The sequence below is a fragment of the Rossellomorea arthrocnemi genome (assembly GCF_904424705.1).
Lineage (GTDB): Bacteria > Bacillota > Bacilli > Bacillales > Bacillaceae_B > Rossellomorea > Rossellomorea arthrocnemi.
In genome coordinates this window covers 19,678-38,449 of sequence record NZ_CAJGBF010000017.1, presented here as the reverse complement: position 1 = coordinate 38,449, position 18,772 = coordinate 19,678, and the positions used below count along the sequence as shown (strand labels likewise).

The window sequence follows — 18,772 nt, the reverse complement described above, 5'->3', positions numbered from 1 at the left end:
ACACAATCATTTTATTTGTCAGTCCCCTTTGTTATATTTAGATTGTAGTCAACAAGCATTGAATTAAAGGGTATGATAGAGTAAAAGATGAATTAATATGGAGAAAGTGATAAATTTAAAGGAAGAATCCTATACTAATCACAACTTTATATGATAAATTACTTTTTTCTAAAGGAGATCAATTGACATGGAGAAGAAAATATTAGTCGTTGACGATGAGAAACCAATTGCAGATATATTACAATTTAATTTAAAAAAAGAAGGATATGAGGTTCATTGTGCGTATGACGGCGATGAAGCTGTGAAGATGGCTGAGGAAATTAAACCGGATCTTGTGCTCCTTGATATCATGCTTCCGAATCGAGACGGGATGGAAGTGTGCCGGGAGATTAGGAAGAAGTATGAAATGCCGATTATCATGCTGACAGCGAAGGATTCGGAAATTGATAAAGTATTGGGTCTGGAGCTTGGAGCGGATGATTATGTGACAAAGCCTTTCAGTACCCGTGAATTGATTGCAAGGGTAAAAGCCAACCTGCGACGCCATCAGCATGGTGCCCAGCAAACTGTCGAGGATGAAAATAACGAAATAACCGTGGGATCCTTAACCATTCACCCGGATGCCTACGTTGTTTCAAAAAGAGGGGACACGATAGAACTGACGCACCGTGAGTTCGAGCTCCTTCATTATTTAGCGAAACATATTGGACAAGTCATGACCCGTGAGCATTTACTTCAAACCGTATGGGGCTATGACTATTACGGAGATGTGCGTACAGTGGATGTGACCGTCAGACGTCTCCGTGAGAAAATCGAAGATAATCCAAGTCACCCTACCTGGATCGTAACACGTAGAGGAGTCGGTTATTACTTGCGAAATCCTGAACAGGAGTAATATGTAATGAAGAAAGTTGGCTTAACCCGTTCCATTCATTTGAAATTCGTTTTAATCTACGTTCTGCTCATCCTTCTCGCCATGCAAATCATCGGGGTTTATTTTGTGAGGGAGCTTGAGCAGAAGCTTGTGGAGAACTTCCAATCCTCCATCACTAATCGAGTGGAGTTATTAGAGTATACGATCAAGGAAGAAATGGTGAAAGAGCGCGGGGAGGATGATCCCACGCAGGAAGAAGACATTAGAAGAATACTAGAAGACAGCAGTAAGAATTCAGATATTGCCGAGATCAGAGTCATTGATAATCGGAAGCGGATCATTGGTACCTCTGATCCGAATAACCAAAAGGTTGTTAACAGGGTAACCTCTGATAAAGATGTGAAGAGGGTACTCGCCCTGGGTGTTACTTCGGAAAATACGTATGTTGATAATCAAACACATGACCGTATTTGGGTACATGCCAAACCGATCGAATCAAATGATGAGGTGATTGGTGCCATTTATATCGTTGGTGAAATTGAGAGAGTCTATGATCAAATGAACGATATTAATAAAATCTTCACTAACGGTACGATCATTGCACTGGTCATAACGGCTGTACTTGGAGTTCTATTAGCTCAAACTGTCACCAGGCCGATATCAGATATGCGCAAACAGGCACTGGCTATGGCGAAAGGGAACTTCTCAAGAAAAGTTAAAGTATATGGATATGATGAAATTGGTCAACTAGCCATTACGTTTAACAATTTGACAAAGCGTCTTCAGGAAGCCCAGGCAACGACAGAAGGAGAGCGTAGAAAGTTGTCGTCTGTCCTCTCTTATATGACGGATGGAGTTATTGCTACTGATCGAAAAGGAAGGGTCATTCTCATAAATGATCCTGCAGCAAGCATGTTGAATGTTTCACGTGAAACAGTCGTTTCCCAACCGATTATTTCACTGCTTGGACTAGATGAGGAGTATACGTTCGACGACTTATCAAATGAGCAGGAGTCCATCATTTTAGATTACAGCACAAAGGATAAACCGTATATCCTGAGGGCTAATTTCTCTATCATTCAAAAAGAGACCGGGTTTGTGAATGGTCTGATTGCCGTCTTACATGATATCACGGAACAGGAGAAGATAGATCTGGAACGAAGGGAATTCGTAGCCAATGTTTCCCATGAGCTAAGAACGCCGCTTACCACAATGAGGAGTTATCTGGAGGCACTGGCAGAAGGTGCTTGGCAGGATGAGAATATTGCGCCTCAATTCCTTGATGTCACTCAAAATGAAACGGAAAGAATGATCAGGCTGGTCAATGACCTTCTGCAACTTTCTAAAATGGATAGCAAAGACTACCGATTTAATAAAGACTGGGTCGACTTTATTCTCTTTTTCCATAAAATCATCGATCGATTTGAAATGACGAAAAATATCAACGTGACCTTCCAACGCTTTTTGCCTGACAAGGCGCTGTTCGTAGAAGTGGACCAGGATAAAATCACCCAGGTATTAGATAATATCATTTCCAATGCCTTAAAATTTTCCCCTGAGGGTGGAACCATTACATTTAAAGTGAAAGAAAAAGATGGTTACATTGAAATCAGCGTTTCAGACCAAGGTTTAGGGATACCTAAGGAAAATTTAGAAAAAATCTTTGAACGTTTCTACAGGGTTGACAAAGCCAGAACAAGACAAATGGGTGGTACCGGACTCGGTCTTGCTATCGCGAAAGAAATGATTTCAGCGCACGGTGGTGACGTGTGGGCGACCAGCACGGAAGGGAAAGGCACGACGATCATCTTTACCCTCCCATATGACGTCGGACAAGAGGATGATTGGTCATGAAATACGAAAAAATGAAATCGATTGTATTAACTTTACTGGTTTTTATCAGTATTTTCCTAACCTATAACCTTTGGACGTATCAACCCGGGTATGACACGATTGACAGCAATGAAACCTTTGATGTGTCTGTTGGAGAAAAGATTGAGGAGACAGATCTTTCAAAGGCATTGGTTAAACCGTATCAACTTTTTTATCATTCTGGTAACAAAACAGTAGGGACACTGGACGGAAAAGAAATGGGTAATGTGATAAAAGGATTGAGTAGCTGGACACTGTTTGATTTGAAAGACTACTCAAATCAGTATTCCAAAGACGAGATGAAAACCATTATTCAAGGTGCAAAGAAAATCGAGATCCTATTCCCTGATACTGTACCTTTATCGGTTTATAGTCACGTCATTCATTTCGAAGATAAAAATATCCCCGCTGCTTCATTCGATCGTATTGTAATCGATTTGAACACGGTTAACTCTGATGCGGGTACAATTTATTTTGCCTCTCTTGATTCAGGAAAGAAGTACTTCTATGAATGTCGCGTGAATCTGGAAAGCTTACAAAAATTCGAGAAAAATTTCTTGAAACAGGTCACTTCTTTTGAAGAGTATATTGAACAGCCCCTGAACTCTAAGAAAAATATTTTTCTTCCTAGATCACCTAAAGAGTATAAAAGCTACAGGTTTTATGCTGATACACTGTCATTAGAAGATTTTAAGAAAGCACTATTCAGTGATCCAAACAACGTTGAAGTAACAAAGAATACCTTTATTAATATACCAAGCGTCATGAAGACGGATGAAGAATATAGTACTCTTTCGTACATAAATTTATCTGTCGATAACGATACCTCTATTCCACCTGCTTCTCTATTTCAAAAAAGCATGGAATTTGTCAATGATCATGGGGGATGGACGGATGACTATCATTTTTATTCCATCAGTACTGTAGAAAACAAGATTGTGTACAGGTTGTTTATGGAGAACCATCCGGTCTTTAATGAGAATAATATGGCTGAACTTACTCAAGAGTGGGGAAGTAATTCCCTCAGCAAGTATGAACGACCGTACTTTACATTGGATATGGTTTCGAAAAACGCGATCAGAGATGTACTACTTCCATCAGGTGCCTCTGTCCTATATGCTTTGAAGAAGGATAGTACGATAAAAATTGAAGAAGTTGAAGACATTGTCGTTGGATATAAAATGACGAGGGATACCAATGAATCCAATAAGAAATTCTTAATATTTGAACCTTCCTGGTACTACAAGTATAGTGGAAACTGGATAAGGGTCCCCCTGGAAGAATTGGAGGGGTTCTAACCAATGGATTGGAGTAAAACAAAGAGTATATTCATTATCGTATTTCTGGTTCTGGATATCTTTCTTCTGACAATATTTATGAATAAAATCAGAGAAAGCAACCCCGCTACTTTAGAGCAGACTTCCTTTGAAGAAACGTTAAAAGCGGCTAATATAAAGTATCCACCAAAACTATCAAAAGAGCCTGTGAAAGATGCGATTATCAGTGCCAGCACTAAAAAAATCAGTGAAAAAGATCTTGAAAAATTAGATGATCAAGAAGTTAATGCTGTAAATGACAATACGATTAATTCGACGTTGAAGGACCCTGTTTCTATTAGTGATAATTTTTCTCCGGCTGAATTGAAAGAGTTTATAAAAGAAAATATTGTAAATGGAGAGCAGTACAGCTTTTGGAAATATAGTAAAGAAGATCAGACCATTGTCTATTTTCAGACGTATCAAGACCGGAAAATATTTAATAATGCAAACGGGAAATTGATCCTCTACTTGAACACAGATAAGGAAATCGTCTCTTATAAACAAACATTGTTGGAAAACCTGAAAGAATCTACTGGAAAGAAAAAGTTGGTAACCCCTTTTGATGCTCTAAGATTCTTGGTGGAAAACAATGAAATTGATAATGGTAGTGAAATAACCGATATTCCGAATCTGGGTTATTCCACCTTCGGACCGATTGATGATTATCAGGTATTGGCCCCAACCTGGCATTTCATTGTTGAAAAAGACGGAAAGAAAGAAGATTTATTTATCAACGCAGTGGAAGCTCAGATTGTAGAGATCACCAAACCGGAAATAGAAACATAGGAGTGAGCGTTATGACGATGCATTTTAGTGTACTTGCGAGCGGCAGTACAGGAAATGCAATATTTGTTGAATCGGAAGAGCATTCCTTCCTTGTAGATGCCGGTTTAAGCGGTAAACAGATGGAAGGCTTGTTCAGTCAGATTGACCGGAAGATAGAAGATCTGTCGGGGATTCTGGTCACCCATGAGCATAGTGATCATATCAAGGGGATCGGTGTGTTGGCGAGGAAGTATAAACTTCCGATTTATGCTAACGAGAAGACTTGGAACGCCATGGACGGCTTAGTGGGGAAAATTGATACGGAGCAGAAGTTTTCCTTTGAAATGGAAACGGCCAAGCACTTTGGAGGGTTGAGCATCGAGTCATTCGGTGTATCACATGATGCTGCGGAACCGATGTTTTATGTATTCCATCACGGGGATAAGAAGCTTGTGCTTGTAACTGATACAGGGTATGTAAGCGATCGGATGAAAGGGATTATCTCCAATGCCGATGCCTATGTGTTTGAAAGCAATCATGATGTAGGCATGCTCCGGATGTGCCGGTACCCTTGGAATATCAAACGTCGGATTCTTAGTGATTACGGACATGTATCCAATGAGGATGCAGCCATCGCCATGAGTGAAGTGATGGGGGATAACACAAAGGGTATTTACCTGGCCCATCTGAGCCTCGATAACAATATGAAAGATCTTGCGAGGATGAGTGTCACTCAAACACTCGAATCAAAAGGAATAATGGTAGGAGAACAAATCGATTTATTTGATACGGACCCTAAAGTACCAACACCTTTAGTGGCGATTTAAACCGTCAAATGTTTATGATTTCTCTGTTAAAGGTATGAAAAAGGTGAGGGCTTCTGTCTTCGCCTTTTTGTTTTTACATAAATCGTACAATTATGAATTTCTTACCCTCTTTTCATCATTTTTTAATTTAATCTGACTATAATCGTGCTAGTAAAGATAAAATAACAAAAGGAATAGCTGGTAGAAAGGATGAAGATATATGGGATATTATGACGACAATCCTAATTCAGAAGGCAGGAGCGGCAGGCAAAAGGGAAATCGGGGAGGTATGTTTTTGGCGGGGATGTTGGGGGTCTTCCTTGGTGCGATTCTCGTGATCGTGGCCATACCTCAGTTGACGAACTTTGATATATTACCTTACTCGGTCCAACCGGATCAGGATCTGAAAAAAACGGACGAGACCTATCACAATGGAACCACTCAGAATGTGTCTGTCGATGTGACCACGGATGTGACAAAAGCCGTGGAAAAGACAGGGGATTCCGTGGTCGGTATTACGAATATCCAGTCCCAGAGCTTCTGGGGTCAGGGTGGTGGACAGACCCAGGATCAGCAGGCAGGTACGGGATCTGGGGTTATGTATAAAAAAGAAGGAAAAACAGTCTATATCGTGACGAACAATCACGTTGTCGAAGGGGCAGATCAGTTGGAGGTGACCCTGGCTGACGGTACGAAGGTTCCTGCTAAGCTCCGTGGTACTGACGTTTGGACAGACCTTGCCGTCATTGAAATCGATGGAAGCAAGATCAAGAAAGATGTTATTGCTGAGTTTGGGAATTCAGATGAGCTGAAAGCAGGCGAACCTGTCATCGCCATCGGTAACCCCCTTGGACTGCAATTTTCAGGTTCCGTGACGCAGGGTGTCGTTTCAGGTGTGGAAAGAACCATCCCTGTCGATATTAATCAGGACGGGATGGAAGATTGGAATGCAGAAGTCCTGCAAACAGACGCAGCCATTAACCCGGGTAATAGCGGTGGAGCACTAATTAATATTTCCGGACAGCTGGTCGGAATCAACTCCATGAAGATTGCTCAGGAAGCGGTGGAAGGGATCGGACTTGCCATCCCGATCAACTATGCGGAGCCGATCATAGAAGACCTTGAGCAATACGGAGAGGTCAAGCGTCCTGCAATGGGAGTGACCCTGGAAGACGTCAATCAGATTTCTGCTTATCATCAGCAGGAAACATTAAAGCTGCCGAAAGATATCAATTATGGTGTTATGATCAGACAAACCGTTCCGAATTCACCTGCTGCACAGGCGGGATTACAAGAGCTTGATGTCATTACAGAGCTCGACGGTGAGAAGATTGAGAATGTAATCGATCTACGTAAGCATCTCTATAATAAAAAAGAAGTGAACGATCAAATGAAGGTTACCTTCTACCGGAATGGTAAGAAGAAAGAAGTCACAATGAAATTAACGGATGAATCGCGATTGTAGATTGTGGATAAAACGAAAAGCAGGAAAGGCATGCGCCCTTTTCTGCTTTTTCTTTACATGATATGATGAGTGTGGATAAGTATATAATCAAGAACTTAAAGAATGATAAGGAGGAAACGACATGATTTATTGCTGCCTGGAACACGTGGAATTAGCCATGGATATTGTCGTCGATGAGCATGAGGTAGCGCCTCAACTAACAGAGGTTTCTGAAGATAAGAAGTTATCCACAACATGTGAATATTGTGGGAATAACGCCGTATATATAGTGGCGAACTAATATTCCCATACTATATGCGGAAGTGATTTGTGGATATGTGGATAATTTCTGTGGATAACGTGTTTGTAAATTGTTTGTAAAGCGAGTGTGGATAGTGAACATCACCATTGTAACGGTTGGTAAATTAAAAGAAAAATATTTAAAGCAAGGAATCAGTGAATATGTGAAGCGCCTTGGTGCCTATGCGAAGTTGGATATCATCGAGCTGGCTGACGAAAAGGCACCTGAAGTCTTAAGTGATTCTGAAATGGAACAAGTGAAGAACAAAGAAGGAGAGCGGATCCTTGCGAAGATCTCACCCGATCACCATGTTATTGCCCTCGCCATTCAAGGGAAAATGCGGTCGTCAGAGGAACTTGCGGACAATCTGGACAAGCTGGCTACGTACGGAAAAAGTAAAGTGGCATTTGTGATAGGCGGATCACTGGGACTTAGTGATGATGTCATCAAACGGTCGAATGAGACACTCTCCTTTTCGAAAATGACTTTCCCCCATCAGTTAATGAGACTGATTTTGGTCGAGCAGATTTATCGGGCTTTTCGGATTAATCGGGGTGAACCGTACCATAAATAGAGGCAAAAAAAGTTGGAGATAAGGCGGCATTTTGTCTTTTAAATCAGTACTTGAGGAACTTTCCTCTGAATAATTCGATTCAAGATATAATATGTGGAGAAGTGTAAATGTCTTAGACAGATTGACTTCGGTAAAATCAAAATCAAGTTCAATTTTATCAATGGTCCGAGAACGGCCATCGGCTTGTTTGATTGTGATCTTATTTAGCAAAAGCTGAAAAAGCTGTTTTCTCTTTTCTCTTGGAGACTGTTGAAAGGCTTGGACATACTGCTCTAATAAATGTCTAACCACGTCTGGTGGAATTATTTTCGAATCTGATGAACTTAGTTGAACACTAAGTTCATTTTTCTTTTGTTCTAAGTCATTCCTTGAATTAGTTAACTTCTGTAACCGTTCCTGTAGCATGGAAACAGGCAAGAGATTTTGTTCAAATGCTTCCATATATTTTTCTTGAATGGCATTGGCTTCTCTAAGCTCTGTTTCAATATTATCTAACTGCTCTTTTAATTTCACATTCGACTGGACTGTGTCTTTATTTATATTTTCTAAAGTTTGATGAAAGCCGTCTGAATCGATTAGGAAAGCTGTTATACGGTTAATAACAGCATCTTCTGTATCGTAAGCTTTAATTGAATTCGCTTTGCAGGCAGATGACCCTTTGTTATGGAATGCACCACATACATAATAACGATGTTTTCGTTTTGTTCCATCTTTTCGAGTAGAAGTAGTAATAGATGGGACCATACCTTGTCCGCAATCAGGACATCGCAGGATACCACTTAAAAGGAAAGGTTCGTTTGATTGACGCTGCTTAAAGGACTTACTCTGTCTTCGTGCTTGAACAATATTCCAAAGCTCGTTGGAGATAATTACTTCGTGTTTTCCTACAACTAAGATGGGGTTAACATTTTTACCACGCCTTCTCTTTTTATCCCAGTTCTCAACTTGTAACCATCGAATTTTACCATTATAGATAGGATTATCTAATATTGTAGCAATACCATTAATTGAAAAGTGTTTACCGCGTTTTGTCCTATAATGAGCTTTATTTAAGTGATTAGCTATTGCCTTAAGACCACTGCCTTCTGCATATAAATTAAAGATCAATTGAACAATTTTTGCTTCTTTCGGGTTAACAATAAGATCTTTTTCCACAGAATCATATCCGAAAACCACTCCCCCATTCCAGCTACCTTCTCTAGCCCTCTGTGTCATTCCGAGCTTCACATTTTCTGATAAAGTATTTCTTTCCATTTCAGCAATGGATGCCATCAGTTGAACGACAAGTTTTCCAATCGGACTCGATGTATCAAAATTCTCAGAGTAGGAAATGAACTTTACATCATACTCTTCAAATTTATCTAACAGGACAAGGGTATCCAACATATTACGTGAAAGGCGTGATATTTTCCATACAAGTACGGCTTGAAATTTATCTTTGGAAACGTCTGATACCAGTCGTTGCATTGCAGGCCGGCCCTTTATATCTTTACCACTAATTCCTTCATCGACATATTCTTCAGCAATCTGCCACCCATATAGTGAGGTATATTGGCGCAAAGTCTGAAGTTGTGCAGCTATACTATAGCCTTCACTAGCTTGCTCTTCTGTGCTGACTCGTACGTATATTGCTACACTTTTTATTTGATTCAATTTAATTCCTCCTTTAACTTTTGTAACAGTATTGGTATTAAGGGAAGTGAAACATACATGCTTTATTATTAATGGATACAATATGATTAGTTAAAGCTGGTGAAGAGTAAAAAATGAAGCGAGATGAAAATAGAAGAGGCGGAGTAAGGCTATTGGCTGCTGTCTAGTAAAGGCATTTAAAAGATATGTGAAAAGAAATTATTGTTCACTGCGTAGTAGACCTTTACTGCGCATTGAAACGACATGAGAAGGTAACTGTTGATGGTGATAAAGTGACTGTAGAGTTTAAGTTAGGGGTTGAGCTTGACTTGAAAGATAAGATATTGAACCGACCGCCAATCAAGGGAACAATAACCTGATTGGCGGTTTTATTGTTTATACAGATATATGAAGATATACATAGATAAAAGGGTATAAGGTATGTATAATTATGGTAATAAATCTAGCGTGCCGAGGTGTAAAGTAATGAACGGAGAAACATTATGGAGTAGAGTTATATCAGGACTATCTTCTTCAAGAGAGGATCTGCAAACTACAACTGGTCTTTGGTTTAGGGCTTCAGTCCAAGGAGAGAAATTGTACATCGACAGCACTACTGAACATACACCATCCTGCAATTTATCTAAGCAAAGGGCTATATCAAAAAAGGATTTTTTGTTTGTTTTTTCTTACTATGATCGTTGGGTGAATGAGGAGACGGGAGTTAGACATGAGGTCAGCAGAAAATCAAGGAACACTGCGTATATTTTTTCTCTGATTAGTCGATTTGCTGACTGATAGCGTTTTATTTTTTTAGGTATTAAAGAGGCTTTGTGGACAATAACTCATGGTTGGCATTTAGATGTCTAGTCCCTAGTATTTTTGTTCGGAGTGGTTTTTATGCTAGTGCATAGTACAACCATACTATTCAATAGAAAATGGTCTTCCACAATCAAGACTTCTAAATCCTTGATATTTTTCTATTGATAGATGCAAATGCGAAAGTTTTATGCGAATATGGTAATAGAAGGAAATATTGGGTTAAAGGACCGATTTATATGCATAAAATCATTCTTAATAAGTGCAGTGTTTGTGGATCAGCCTATTTTATCTCGAAATCTACTAAGTTAACTAAATTTTTATACGAATGCGTTGATTGTAAGTTACAGATTACTTTTCTTCATGTTGAGCCCAAATTCTTGCTTAACAGTGAGGAAGATTATGAGGTTTTTCTACAGTATTATAAAACATTAAATGCAAGTGAATTAAATTACCTCATATACCAGGAAGGTCAAAAGCGACAAAGAGCTAAAGAAAAAGAAGAGGAAGAAAAGCAACGTATCCTTCATCAAGAGAAGGAACAAAAGATAAAAGAACTAAATATTATTATACAAGAACGTTACTTGCAAGCTAGAGAATATTGGCGTGATAATTTGAGAGAGAACTTAACCAAAGAAGATTTTAATAAAGTTCTAACTCAATTTGTTTTGGACTGGTTTCAAAACAATAACTTAGAGATTCCAGACACTGAGCAGGCAGAGTGTATAGCCAATGTATGGGATAATGTACAAGTTGTAGCACGAGCGGGTAGTGGAAAAACTAGAACAATTATCAATAAGACAGTATTTTTAATTAAACATTGCAAAATAGACCCTTCAGAAATACTAATTCTAGCATTTAATAAAGAGGCAGCAATGGAAGTGAATGAAAGGTTAGAAAAGGTGCTAAAGGATGAGTCTCCTCAAGCTATGACCTTTCATGCTTTGGCATACGCAATGGTTCATCCAGAAGAGAACTTAGTTTATGATGAATTAGATAAACTAGAAAAGAGTTCCTCCGTTCAAAGTGTAATAGATTCATATATACATAACCCCAAGTATGCTGATGAAATTAAAAAGCTAATGATGAACTACTTTAGAGAAGATTGGGATCGTATCATCAAAAAAGGTCACAACCTTAATAAAGAGGATATGTTAAAGTACCGCCGTTCCTTACCTTATATTGGATTGGACGGTAAATACTATAAGTCAATGGGAGAAAAAAGGATTGCTGACTATTTGTTTGAGCATGATATACAATACTATTATGAAAAAAATTTCTCTTGGAATGGATTAAATTATAGACCTGATTTTACTATCGAGTTAAGAAACCACTATATAAAAGGAATTGTTATTGAGTACTTCGGTTTGTTTGGGGATCCTGACTACGATAGGGAACTATTTCAAAAAATAGATTATTGGAGTAGTAGGAAAGATTATGCTTTTATTGACCTATATCCGAAAAATTGTTATAGCACTGAAGAAACTCAAAACATATTAACTCCTACTTTAAAAAAGCACTTTCCTAATATGAAGAAGCTTTCAGACGATGAGATATGGGAGCGTATTAAGAATAGATCTGTTGATGAATTTAGTATGGTTTGTAGCTCTTTTATTAGTAGATGCAGAAAGAAGATGTTAATTCCCAAAGATGTTGCAGATTTGGTAGTAGAGAGAAAATATCAATTAAGTAACTTAGAACTTGATTTCTTAAGAGTAATTTGGAGAATCTACGAAAGTTATTTAGATTACCTGGTGCAGAATAACGAAGAGGATTTTGACGGTTTGTTGTATCGTGCAATTGAATTGGTAAAAAGAGGTGAAGTTCAGTGGCGAAGAAAGAAAGGGTCTGGTAGTCTTCGACATATAAAATATTTATTTATAGATGAGTTTCAGGACTTTTCTTTTTTATTCAATGAGTTAGTTTCCTCGGTGATGGGTAATAATAATAATTTAAACCTGTTTTGTGTAGGTGATGATTGGCAAGCCATTAATGGATTTGCTGGGTCAGACCTTACATATTTTGAAGAGTTTCCAACATTAATTAATAAATCTACACGTCTACATTTAGCAACTAACTATCGATCCTATCAGAAAATAGTAGAAGTTGGAAACCAATTAATGGAAGGAAGGGGTAAACCTTCGAAACCATATAGAGAGACAGAAGGGGAAGTATTTATTACCCATTTAGACCAATTCAACCCTTCTGAATATGAGAGATCTTTTTATCAAGGAGACTTAATTACTCCAGCGTTAATAAGAATGATTAATAGTGTTCTGGAAAAGGGAAATCGGGTGGCGCTACTTACGAGAAGGAAAAATGGGATACCATATTATAACCTTCATGAAAAAGGGTATGGAAATTTCCAAGATAAATTCATTGAAGCTATTCGTAAGGAATTTCCTGAAGATAAAAGAGAGTTAATCGTATCCATAAATACCGTTCATACATTTAAAGGAAAAGAAGAGGATACTATCATTGTATTAGATGCAATAGAGAGAAGCTTTCCCCTTTTGCATCCAAGAAATGTATTTTTTGAAGTGTTAGGCTCTACACCTTCAAAAGTCTACGAAGAAGAACAGAGGCTTTTTTATGTAGCATTAACTAGAGCCAAGGAGAAATTAATAATAGTAACCGAAACGAAAAAGGAATCTCCGTTCTTAAATAATATTAGAAATGGTCAAACACTACACTACTTAGATATTAATACTCTAAATCCACCACACAAAAAAGCAACAAAGTATAGTATAGTAGTTTCTAATGATGGAAGGACATATGGAACCTTACATGTAAAAGAGATTTTAAAAAACATATTGTATAATTACGATTCCTCCACATATTCATGGAGAAAGGTCGTGAACTCGCAGAATTTCAGTGAAGATAAATTACTAGCTGAGCCTTGGGTTCAGAAAGCAGATGGTGTAAAGGTTAGAGTGGTAGATGAATTTAATCAAGTAGTATGTTCTTATAGTATTAGAGATGGTAGGGTTTTTAAAAGTTAAGGTTAATAGATGGAAGAAGCTAAAAAAATCACAAAAACTTTTTGTACTTCTATTTGCTATCCTACTGTACCTGGTATATGATAAGGTCAATTCAACAAATAAAAAGTAACTATAAGCGAAGCACGCTAGGTTACATAGTTTATCAATCTATCCGGATTGGTAGCTGTGTCTCCTTGCGTGCTTTTTTTGTTACATACAGAGGAGGATTGTAATGGACTGTAAATAAGCACACGTATTAGCAGTATTCGTTATACTACAAAAAATTGGAGGGAATAATAAATGGAAAAGTGTAAAGCAACTGCCGTTTATGCTAGAACTAGTTCAAAAAAGCAAAATTTTGTTTTGCAAATTGAGGCTGCTAGTCCACATCTGAAAGGCATTGAGCCAGAAGGTTTGTTCTACTTTGTGGACGAAGGAGTTTCGGGGTTCTCCAAGCCAGTCGACCTATTAAAACTGATTGACTTAATTAAAAATGATAAAATTGGTACTTTAGTCGTTTATAATCGTAAGCGGTTGGTAACCAGTTTGGATATCTATCTGCAATTAGTCAATTTAATTGATAAACATAAAGTTAAGGTGATTTTTACAGCAACAGATGAAGATACACTTGGAGATATGTTTTCAGAAGGCTTTAAGGCATTGATGATAAAGTATGAAGGTATTATGTTGTCTAATCGAATAAAAGCAGGTAAAAAATACAGTGCAAGTAGAAATTAAAAGTATTAACGTTACTGTATGAAATAATTAGTAAGCATTATTCTCTAAAAATAAAATTACAGGTGACGAAAAAAAATATTCATGCTTAAAAGCAAAAAAATACAAAGATAGATTTCGGAAGGACCGGATTATCTTGTGTATCTTAATTTCCTATGGAGATTAAGTTCTACACGAGATATCCGGTCCTTTTCTTGTTCTCGAAACAGTAGCCTATCTTTCTATGAATATCACAAGGAGGAAGAATAGTGAATAAGGCTTTTGAGAAATATGATTTCCCACAATCACGCCCAAAGAAGGTTATTATTCCGAGAGTCATCAATAAAGATGCACAGTCACAGGTGGCTTTTCAATTAAAGCTGGACTTAATGGAACCGGACTCGAAAGGCAATCTAAAAGAAAAGGAAGTATAAACCTTACACCTCCTGTCAAGTATGGATATATCAAATACTTGGAGGAGATGTACACATGTCAAAATCAAGGATCACGAAGATTACTTACTCACAAGATCTTTCAGCAGAATCTGCTGTGTGGGTGCAAAAGCTAGTTACAAAACTGTTAATCAATGAATTAGACATTGATTGCTCTGTTAAGGCAAAGCTTCTTCACTCAGCTGATCAAAGATTCAGATACAAAGGAGGTAAATAATTTTTGCAGAGAAAACTGGTTGTCGTCTACTTGCGAGTTAGTTCAAGCTCGCAGAATTTACGCGAACAAAAAGATGCCGCAAAAAAGTTTTTAAAGACGAGAAACATAAATGAGGATGATGTGATCTTTCTCGAAGATTTTAGTGTTTCTGCAACAAAAAACGATGCAAACAATCGTCCTGCCTATAAGAAATTGCAACAATTAATAAGAGAAGGCAGAGTTGCCTTACTTATTGTTTATGCTCGTGACAGAGTTCAACGGAACTTTTATGAAGCCTCTGAGTTCAATGAACTTGTTAATGTTTATGGTGTAGAAGTCGTATATACTGCTTCAAATGAAGCTCCCTTCAACAAAAATTCCAGCATTGAGAATTTCTACGGAATATTCAGTCAGCAGGAAGGTAAGAACATCGGAAGACGTACCCATGATGCTATTAAAAGATATCCAGGGGAAGTCATTGGTTTCAAACGCATTAAAGAACCACTAGAGAATGGTCGTACAAAAGTACGATTCTTGTTGGATAATGATCGAAGTATTGTTATTAAATCGCTATTTGAAGAGTTTAGTCAGGTTAACACAAAAGAAGAGTTTGTTAATGTCTTAGCTAAGTACGGAAAAAAGCTTAGTGGACATGCAACCGTAATGAAAATTTTACAAAGGCCTTTCTACTCTGCGTATTGTCTCACTGATTATGGCTATGATGAACTCAACCATGTAGAAGCACTTATTCCACTGAAGCTGTTTGAAAAAGTCCAGACTGTCCTTAATCATTTTATTGAGGAATACCATGAAACAGTTTCACGAGCAAAAGACAAGGTGTTACTCAACCCCATTTGTGGAGTTTGCAATAAAAAAATGGCATTCAAAAAGTTCCTGGACAAACCTTCTTACTTTGTATGTAGTTCCCGTCATAAGAAAGTGGTTGTCGAAGTAGATGAGTTCAATAAGATTATTGAAGAAACAATCATGAAAGAAACAGAATTATTTGTTTTAAAAGAGTATGAATCTATTTTCAAGATGCACCTTCGTGGAATAAAAGATAATCTGCTTCATCGTAAACAACATTATGAACATCTACTTAACAAATCCATGTTGTCTTTAGCTAGTGATTTTAACTCCAAGCACGAGAAGTTGAAGTTGGAAATTCAAAGAACACATGCTGAAATTGATGAGATAGATCATGAAATCACGTTATTACAATCATTGAATAATGAATTAAAAACGATTTCTCAAATTGTACAACCTGCTCTTGGAAGTTTAACAAAAACCGAAAAAGAAGTTTTAATAGAGCTCCTTATTAAGGGCGTTAAGGTTCATCAGGATTATTTTGAAGTAGATCTTTACTCTTTAGTCAAAGAGAAAGGAGTTAGATAAAAGTGGTGAAAAACCTTATACCAGCTGTAGGTTACTTGAGAAATTCAGACAATAAGCAAAAAGAAAATCATTCTGAAGAAATTCAAAAGAAAATGATTACTGAGAAGGCGAAACAAGAAGGTTATGAAATCATTAGATGGAGATTTGATGAAGCTGTAAGTGGATTTCGTAAGAGAGCATCTAAACGAAAGAATATGCAGTTACTACTCGAAGATGCAAAAGAAGTTGATGCAATATTCTTCTATGATGAGTCTCGTTTAACACGCAAAATTTATGACTTTCAGCGTGAAATTTACCTTCCTCTTAAGGAACAATTTCCAAAGATAAAATTCTATAGCTCTGAATCATCTAGTGGTGAATGGGATCCAAACGATCCTTTAGTCCAAGCAAAGTTGGTTTTTGCTGCTGAAGAATCCAATATAAAATCTAAGCGAGCAAAAGATGCACAACTCAGCATTATCGCAAATAATGATTCTGACAAACCAATCCGCCCAGGTACAAGAACACCGGTTGGATATGATTTAGTCGAAGGTCTATTAATACCAAACGCTGATTCCCCAATTGTTACTAAGATATTTGACATGGCATCTTGGGGCTATTCGAATGGGAAAATTGCAGATGTATTAAATGCTGAGAATGTTAAAACAAAGCATATAAGCCAATGGCATAGCAGTACTATCGATTACATCCTAAAGAATATTGTATATGCAGGTCACCTTAGTTGGTCTGTTAAGCAAATCCAATCACCCTTGAATAAAGGAAATAATGGAGATTTAGAAGCATTCAAAGATGTACATGATCCTATCATATCTCCTGTCATGTTTTCTGTTGTTACACAAGTTAAAAGCTATAAGAAAAGATACGGCAAACTAGAGACACCATTTTTACTTAGGAACCTCTTATATTGCAGCCAATGTAACACAGCGTTCAGGACAAAAGACAATTCACCTAAAGGCAAAAGCGGGAAATATCGAGTGTATCGATGCCAAAATTGCAAAATGAATATTAGCGCCGATGACATTCATGAAGAAGTTAAATCTGATTTATCAAAGAAATGGACATCAAATCTGCACCAAATGATAGACGAAAGCAAGTCTGCCCTAACAGATTGGATGAAAACATTAAAAGCATGGAAAAAATCAGTAGAACAAACGGAAGAGCGAATTCTCTTTAATGAACGAATGCTTGGCCAACAAGAAAAGCAAGAATACATTGCAACTATCTTCAAGAGCTCTAAAAATTTAATAAATGAAGAAAAGCGTAAAATTAACCAGGCAATCGAAAAGATTGATTTACTAAACAATGACATGGCATTGCTTGAGGTATATTCTCATTTCAAACAAGCAGATATATCCTCATTATCAAATAATGAATTAAGGGTATTGTGCTTAACTTTCATTGATGAAATCCAGTTATCTTATAGTAGAGATAATGATTTCACACTCTCTATAAATTATAGGCTAAACCCTTTCGTTGAGATCGAAACTAGCACTGGTCAAATAACCGAAGAGTTATTAAAGCAACTGCCTGAAAAACCGAAAGACCTGAAATTAAAGTAATAAACTAAAATGTCCTATCTCCAAAATCCATTGATATCAATGGATTTTGGAGAGGGTCTATCGGTGAAGTAACCACAAAAGGATACTTTTCCGGTTGTAAAATCGAACTTGTTATTTACTTTATGGTCAAAAAACCGAAATTTTAAACGGTATTGAATAATCTTTTAAAAAATTTATCGCTTATGTTCGCCATTAGAACAAGCCCCAATTATCATAAGGTGTAAAGAGGTATTCAAATGTATAATTCTTTATCAGAACCAAGAAAACGTAAACCAGCAGTTGGATATATAAGGGTAGCAACTAAGGAACAACTTGTACAAATTCATCATGCTAGGGTTAAACCCCTTCTGGAAACCAAGTATGATTATCAAAACCTCCCAAGGGTTCGTGGTCTAATTATGGAAGAGTATTTAAAAAAATTCTAGGGAGGCTTGAAGATAATAATATATGAACAAAATTCCAACTCACTTCAACCTGCAGTTGATGATCCTCTAATCTGAGGGTTTCGGGTTCCACAGATAAAACAGTAGATTACTGAAAGGATGAACTCACAATGAATAACGAAGTAGAGAGTGTCTTATATATTCGCTCAGCTAATACCGCTAAGGAATCCTTAGAATTACAAAGGTTAATGGGGAAAAAGTATGCTAATAACAATTCCATATCATTTAGCATTATTGCAGATACTCATGCATCAGGAAACACCCCTGTGCGAGAACTAGCTGGCTTGCGAAAGCTTATACATTTAATAGAGGTTAGGAAGATTAAAACGGTTCTTATTAGCTGCTTGAGCAGAATTAGTTAGATGTAAAGGAAGTACTTTATTTCCAAGCACTCCTAAGAAATCACAATGTAAAACTTATTGTATTAGCTGATAAGTAATAACAGGGATTATTATGAGGTGTGTATAAAAATAAAGACACATAGAAACAAGTTAATTAAAACTTAAATATTAACTATGCGGAAGCACCGCTAACGATGTATTTGAAGAAAATCTATTTCTTTTCTTCAGATATTGTTAGCGGTGCTTTTTTGTCTAAATGACCCCTAATTCAGCCATGAATTTTTG

General features: G+C 37.3%; 17 protein-coding genes. 16 read left to right on the top strand and 1 reads right to left on the bottom strand.

Features of this window, described 5'->3' with window-relative positions; genetic code table 11:
- The first annotated feature begins 187 nt into the window (after positions 1 to 187).
- From yycF to rlmH, 8 genes are all read left to right on the top strand, one after another.
- On the top strand, positions 188 to 895 hold the full coding sequence (gene yycF, locus BAA9072_RS18450; RefSeq protein WP_201716160.1) for a response regulator YycF: 708 nt from the start codon (positions 188 to 190) through the stop codon (positions 893 to 895).
- Between the two features lie 6 nt (positions 896 to 901).
- Positions 902 to 2,728, top strand: coding sequence for a cell wall metabolism sensor histidine kinase WalK (walK, locus tag BAA9072_RS18445; protein ID WP_201716159.1), 1,827 nt, complete (start codon positions 902 to 904; stop codon positions 2,726 to 2,728).
- Complete coding sequence (locus BAA9072_RS18440) at positions 2,725 to 4,044, top strand: YycH family regulatory protein (RefSeq protein WP_201716158.1); 1,320 nt, start codon at positions 2,725 to 2,727, stop codon at positions 4,042 to 4,044. The genes walK and BAA9072_RS18440 overlap by 4 nt, the downstream gene beginning before the upstream one ends.
- Positions 4,045 to 4,047: 3 nt before the next feature.
- A complete protein-coding gene (locus tag BAA9072_RS18435) occupies positions 4,048 to 4,851 on the top strand; it encodes a two-component system regulatory protein YycI (RefSeq protein ID WP_201716157.1) in 804 nt (267 codons plus the stop codon).
- An 11-nt stretch (positions 4,852 to 4,862) separates the two neighbouring features.
- On the top strand, positions 4,863 to 5,657 hold the full coding sequence (locus tag BAA9072_RS18430; RefSeq protein ID WP_201716156.1) for an MBL fold metallo-hydrolase: 795 nt from the start codon (positions 4,863 to 4,865) through the stop codon (positions 5,655 to 5,657).
- A gap of 199 nt (positions 5,658 to 5,856) precedes the next feature.
- Entirely contained in the window at positions 5,857 to 7,101 is a 1,245-nt protein-coding gene (locus BAA9072_RS18425; protein ID WP_201716155.1) for a S1C family serine protease, read from the top strand.
- Between the two features lie 121 nt (positions 7,102 to 7,222).
- A complete protein-coding gene (locus BAA9072_RS18420) occupies positions 7,223 to 7,381 on the top strand; it encodes a CxxH/CxxC protein (RefSeq protein ID WP_201716154.1) in 159 nt (52 codons plus the stop codon).
- Positions 7,382 to 7,475: 94 nt separating this feature from the next.
- Positions 7,476 to 7,955, top strand: a complete 480-nt coding sequence (gene rlmH, locus BAA9072_RS18415; RefSeq protein WP_201716153.1) for a 23S rRNA (pseudouridine(1915)-N(3))-methyltransferase RlmH — start codon at positions 7,476 to 7,478, stop codon at positions 7,953 to 7,955.
- On the opposite strand, the gene BAA9072_RS18410 is transcribed toward rlmH, so the two are convergent.
- Positions 7,881 to 9,608 (bottom strand): recombinase family protein, encoded by a 1,728-nt coding sequence (locus BAA9072_RS18410; RefSeq protein ID WP_201716152.1) that lies wholly within the window; start codon positions 9,606 to 9,608, stop codon positions 7,881 to 7,883. The genes rlmH and BAA9072_RS18410 overlap by 75 nt on opposite strands.
- Before the next feature lie 1,037 nt (positions 9,609 to 10,645).
- Between BAA9072_RS18410 and BAA9072_RS18405 the strand changes: the two genes are divergently transcribed.
- From BAA9072_RS18405 to BAA9072_RS18370, 8 genes are all read left to right on the top strand, one after another.
- Positions 10,646 to 13,408 carry a UvrD-helicase domain-containing protein gene (locus BAA9072_RS18405; protein WP_201716151.1) on the top strand — a complete coding sequence of 921 codons (2,763 nt, stop codon included), beginning with the start codon at positions 10,646 to 10,648 and terminating at the stop codon, positions 13,406 to 13,408.
- Between the two features lie 279 nt (positions 13,409 to 13,687).
- Entirely contained in the window at positions 13,688 to 14,125 is a 438-nt protein-coding gene (locus BAA9072_RS18400) for a recombinase family protein (protein ID WP_201716150.1), read from the top strand.
- Between the two features lie 245 nt (positions 14,126 to 14,370).
- On the top strand, positions 14,371 to 14,535 hold the full coding sequence (locus BAA9072_RS18395; protein ID WP_201716149.1) for a hypothetical protein: 165 nt from the start codon (positions 14,371 to 14,373) through the stop codon (positions 14,533 to 14,535).
- A 55-nt stretch (positions 14,536 to 14,590) separates the two neighbouring features.
- On the top strand, positions 14,591 to 14,770 hold the full coding sequence (locus BAA9072_RS18390; protein WP_201716148.1) for a hypothetical protein: 180 nt from the start codon (positions 14,591 to 14,593) through the stop codon (positions 14,768 to 14,770).
- A gap of 3 nt (positions 14,771 to 14,773) precedes the next feature.
- Positions 14,774 to 16,144 (top strand): recombinase family protein, encoded by a 1,371-nt coding sequence (locus BAA9072_RS18385; protein ID WP_201716147.1) that lies wholly within the window; start codon positions 14,774 to 14,776, stop codon positions 16,142 to 16,144.
- Between the two features lie 2 nt (positions 16,145 to 16,146).
- Positions 16,147 to 17,703 carry a recombinase family protein gene (locus BAA9072_RS18380; protein WP_201716146.1) on the top strand — a complete coding sequence of 519 codons (1,557 nt, stop codon included), beginning with the start codon at positions 16,147 to 16,149 and terminating at the stop codon, positions 17,701 to 17,703.
- 236 nt (positions 17,704 to 17,939) lie between these two features.
- On the top strand, positions 17,940 to 18,128 hold the full coding sequence (locus BAA9072_RS18375; protein WP_201716145.1) for a hypothetical protein: 189 nt from the start codon (positions 17,940 to 17,942) through the stop codon (positions 18,126 to 18,128).
- Positions 18,129 to 18,256: 128 nt separating this feature from the next.
- A complete protein-coding gene (locus tag BAA9072_RS18370; RefSeq protein WP_201716144.1) occupies positions 18,257 to 18,508 on the top strand; it encodes a recombinase family protein in 252 nt (83 codons plus the stop codon).
- The last annotated feature ends 264 nt before the right edge of the window (positions 18,509 to 18,772 follow it).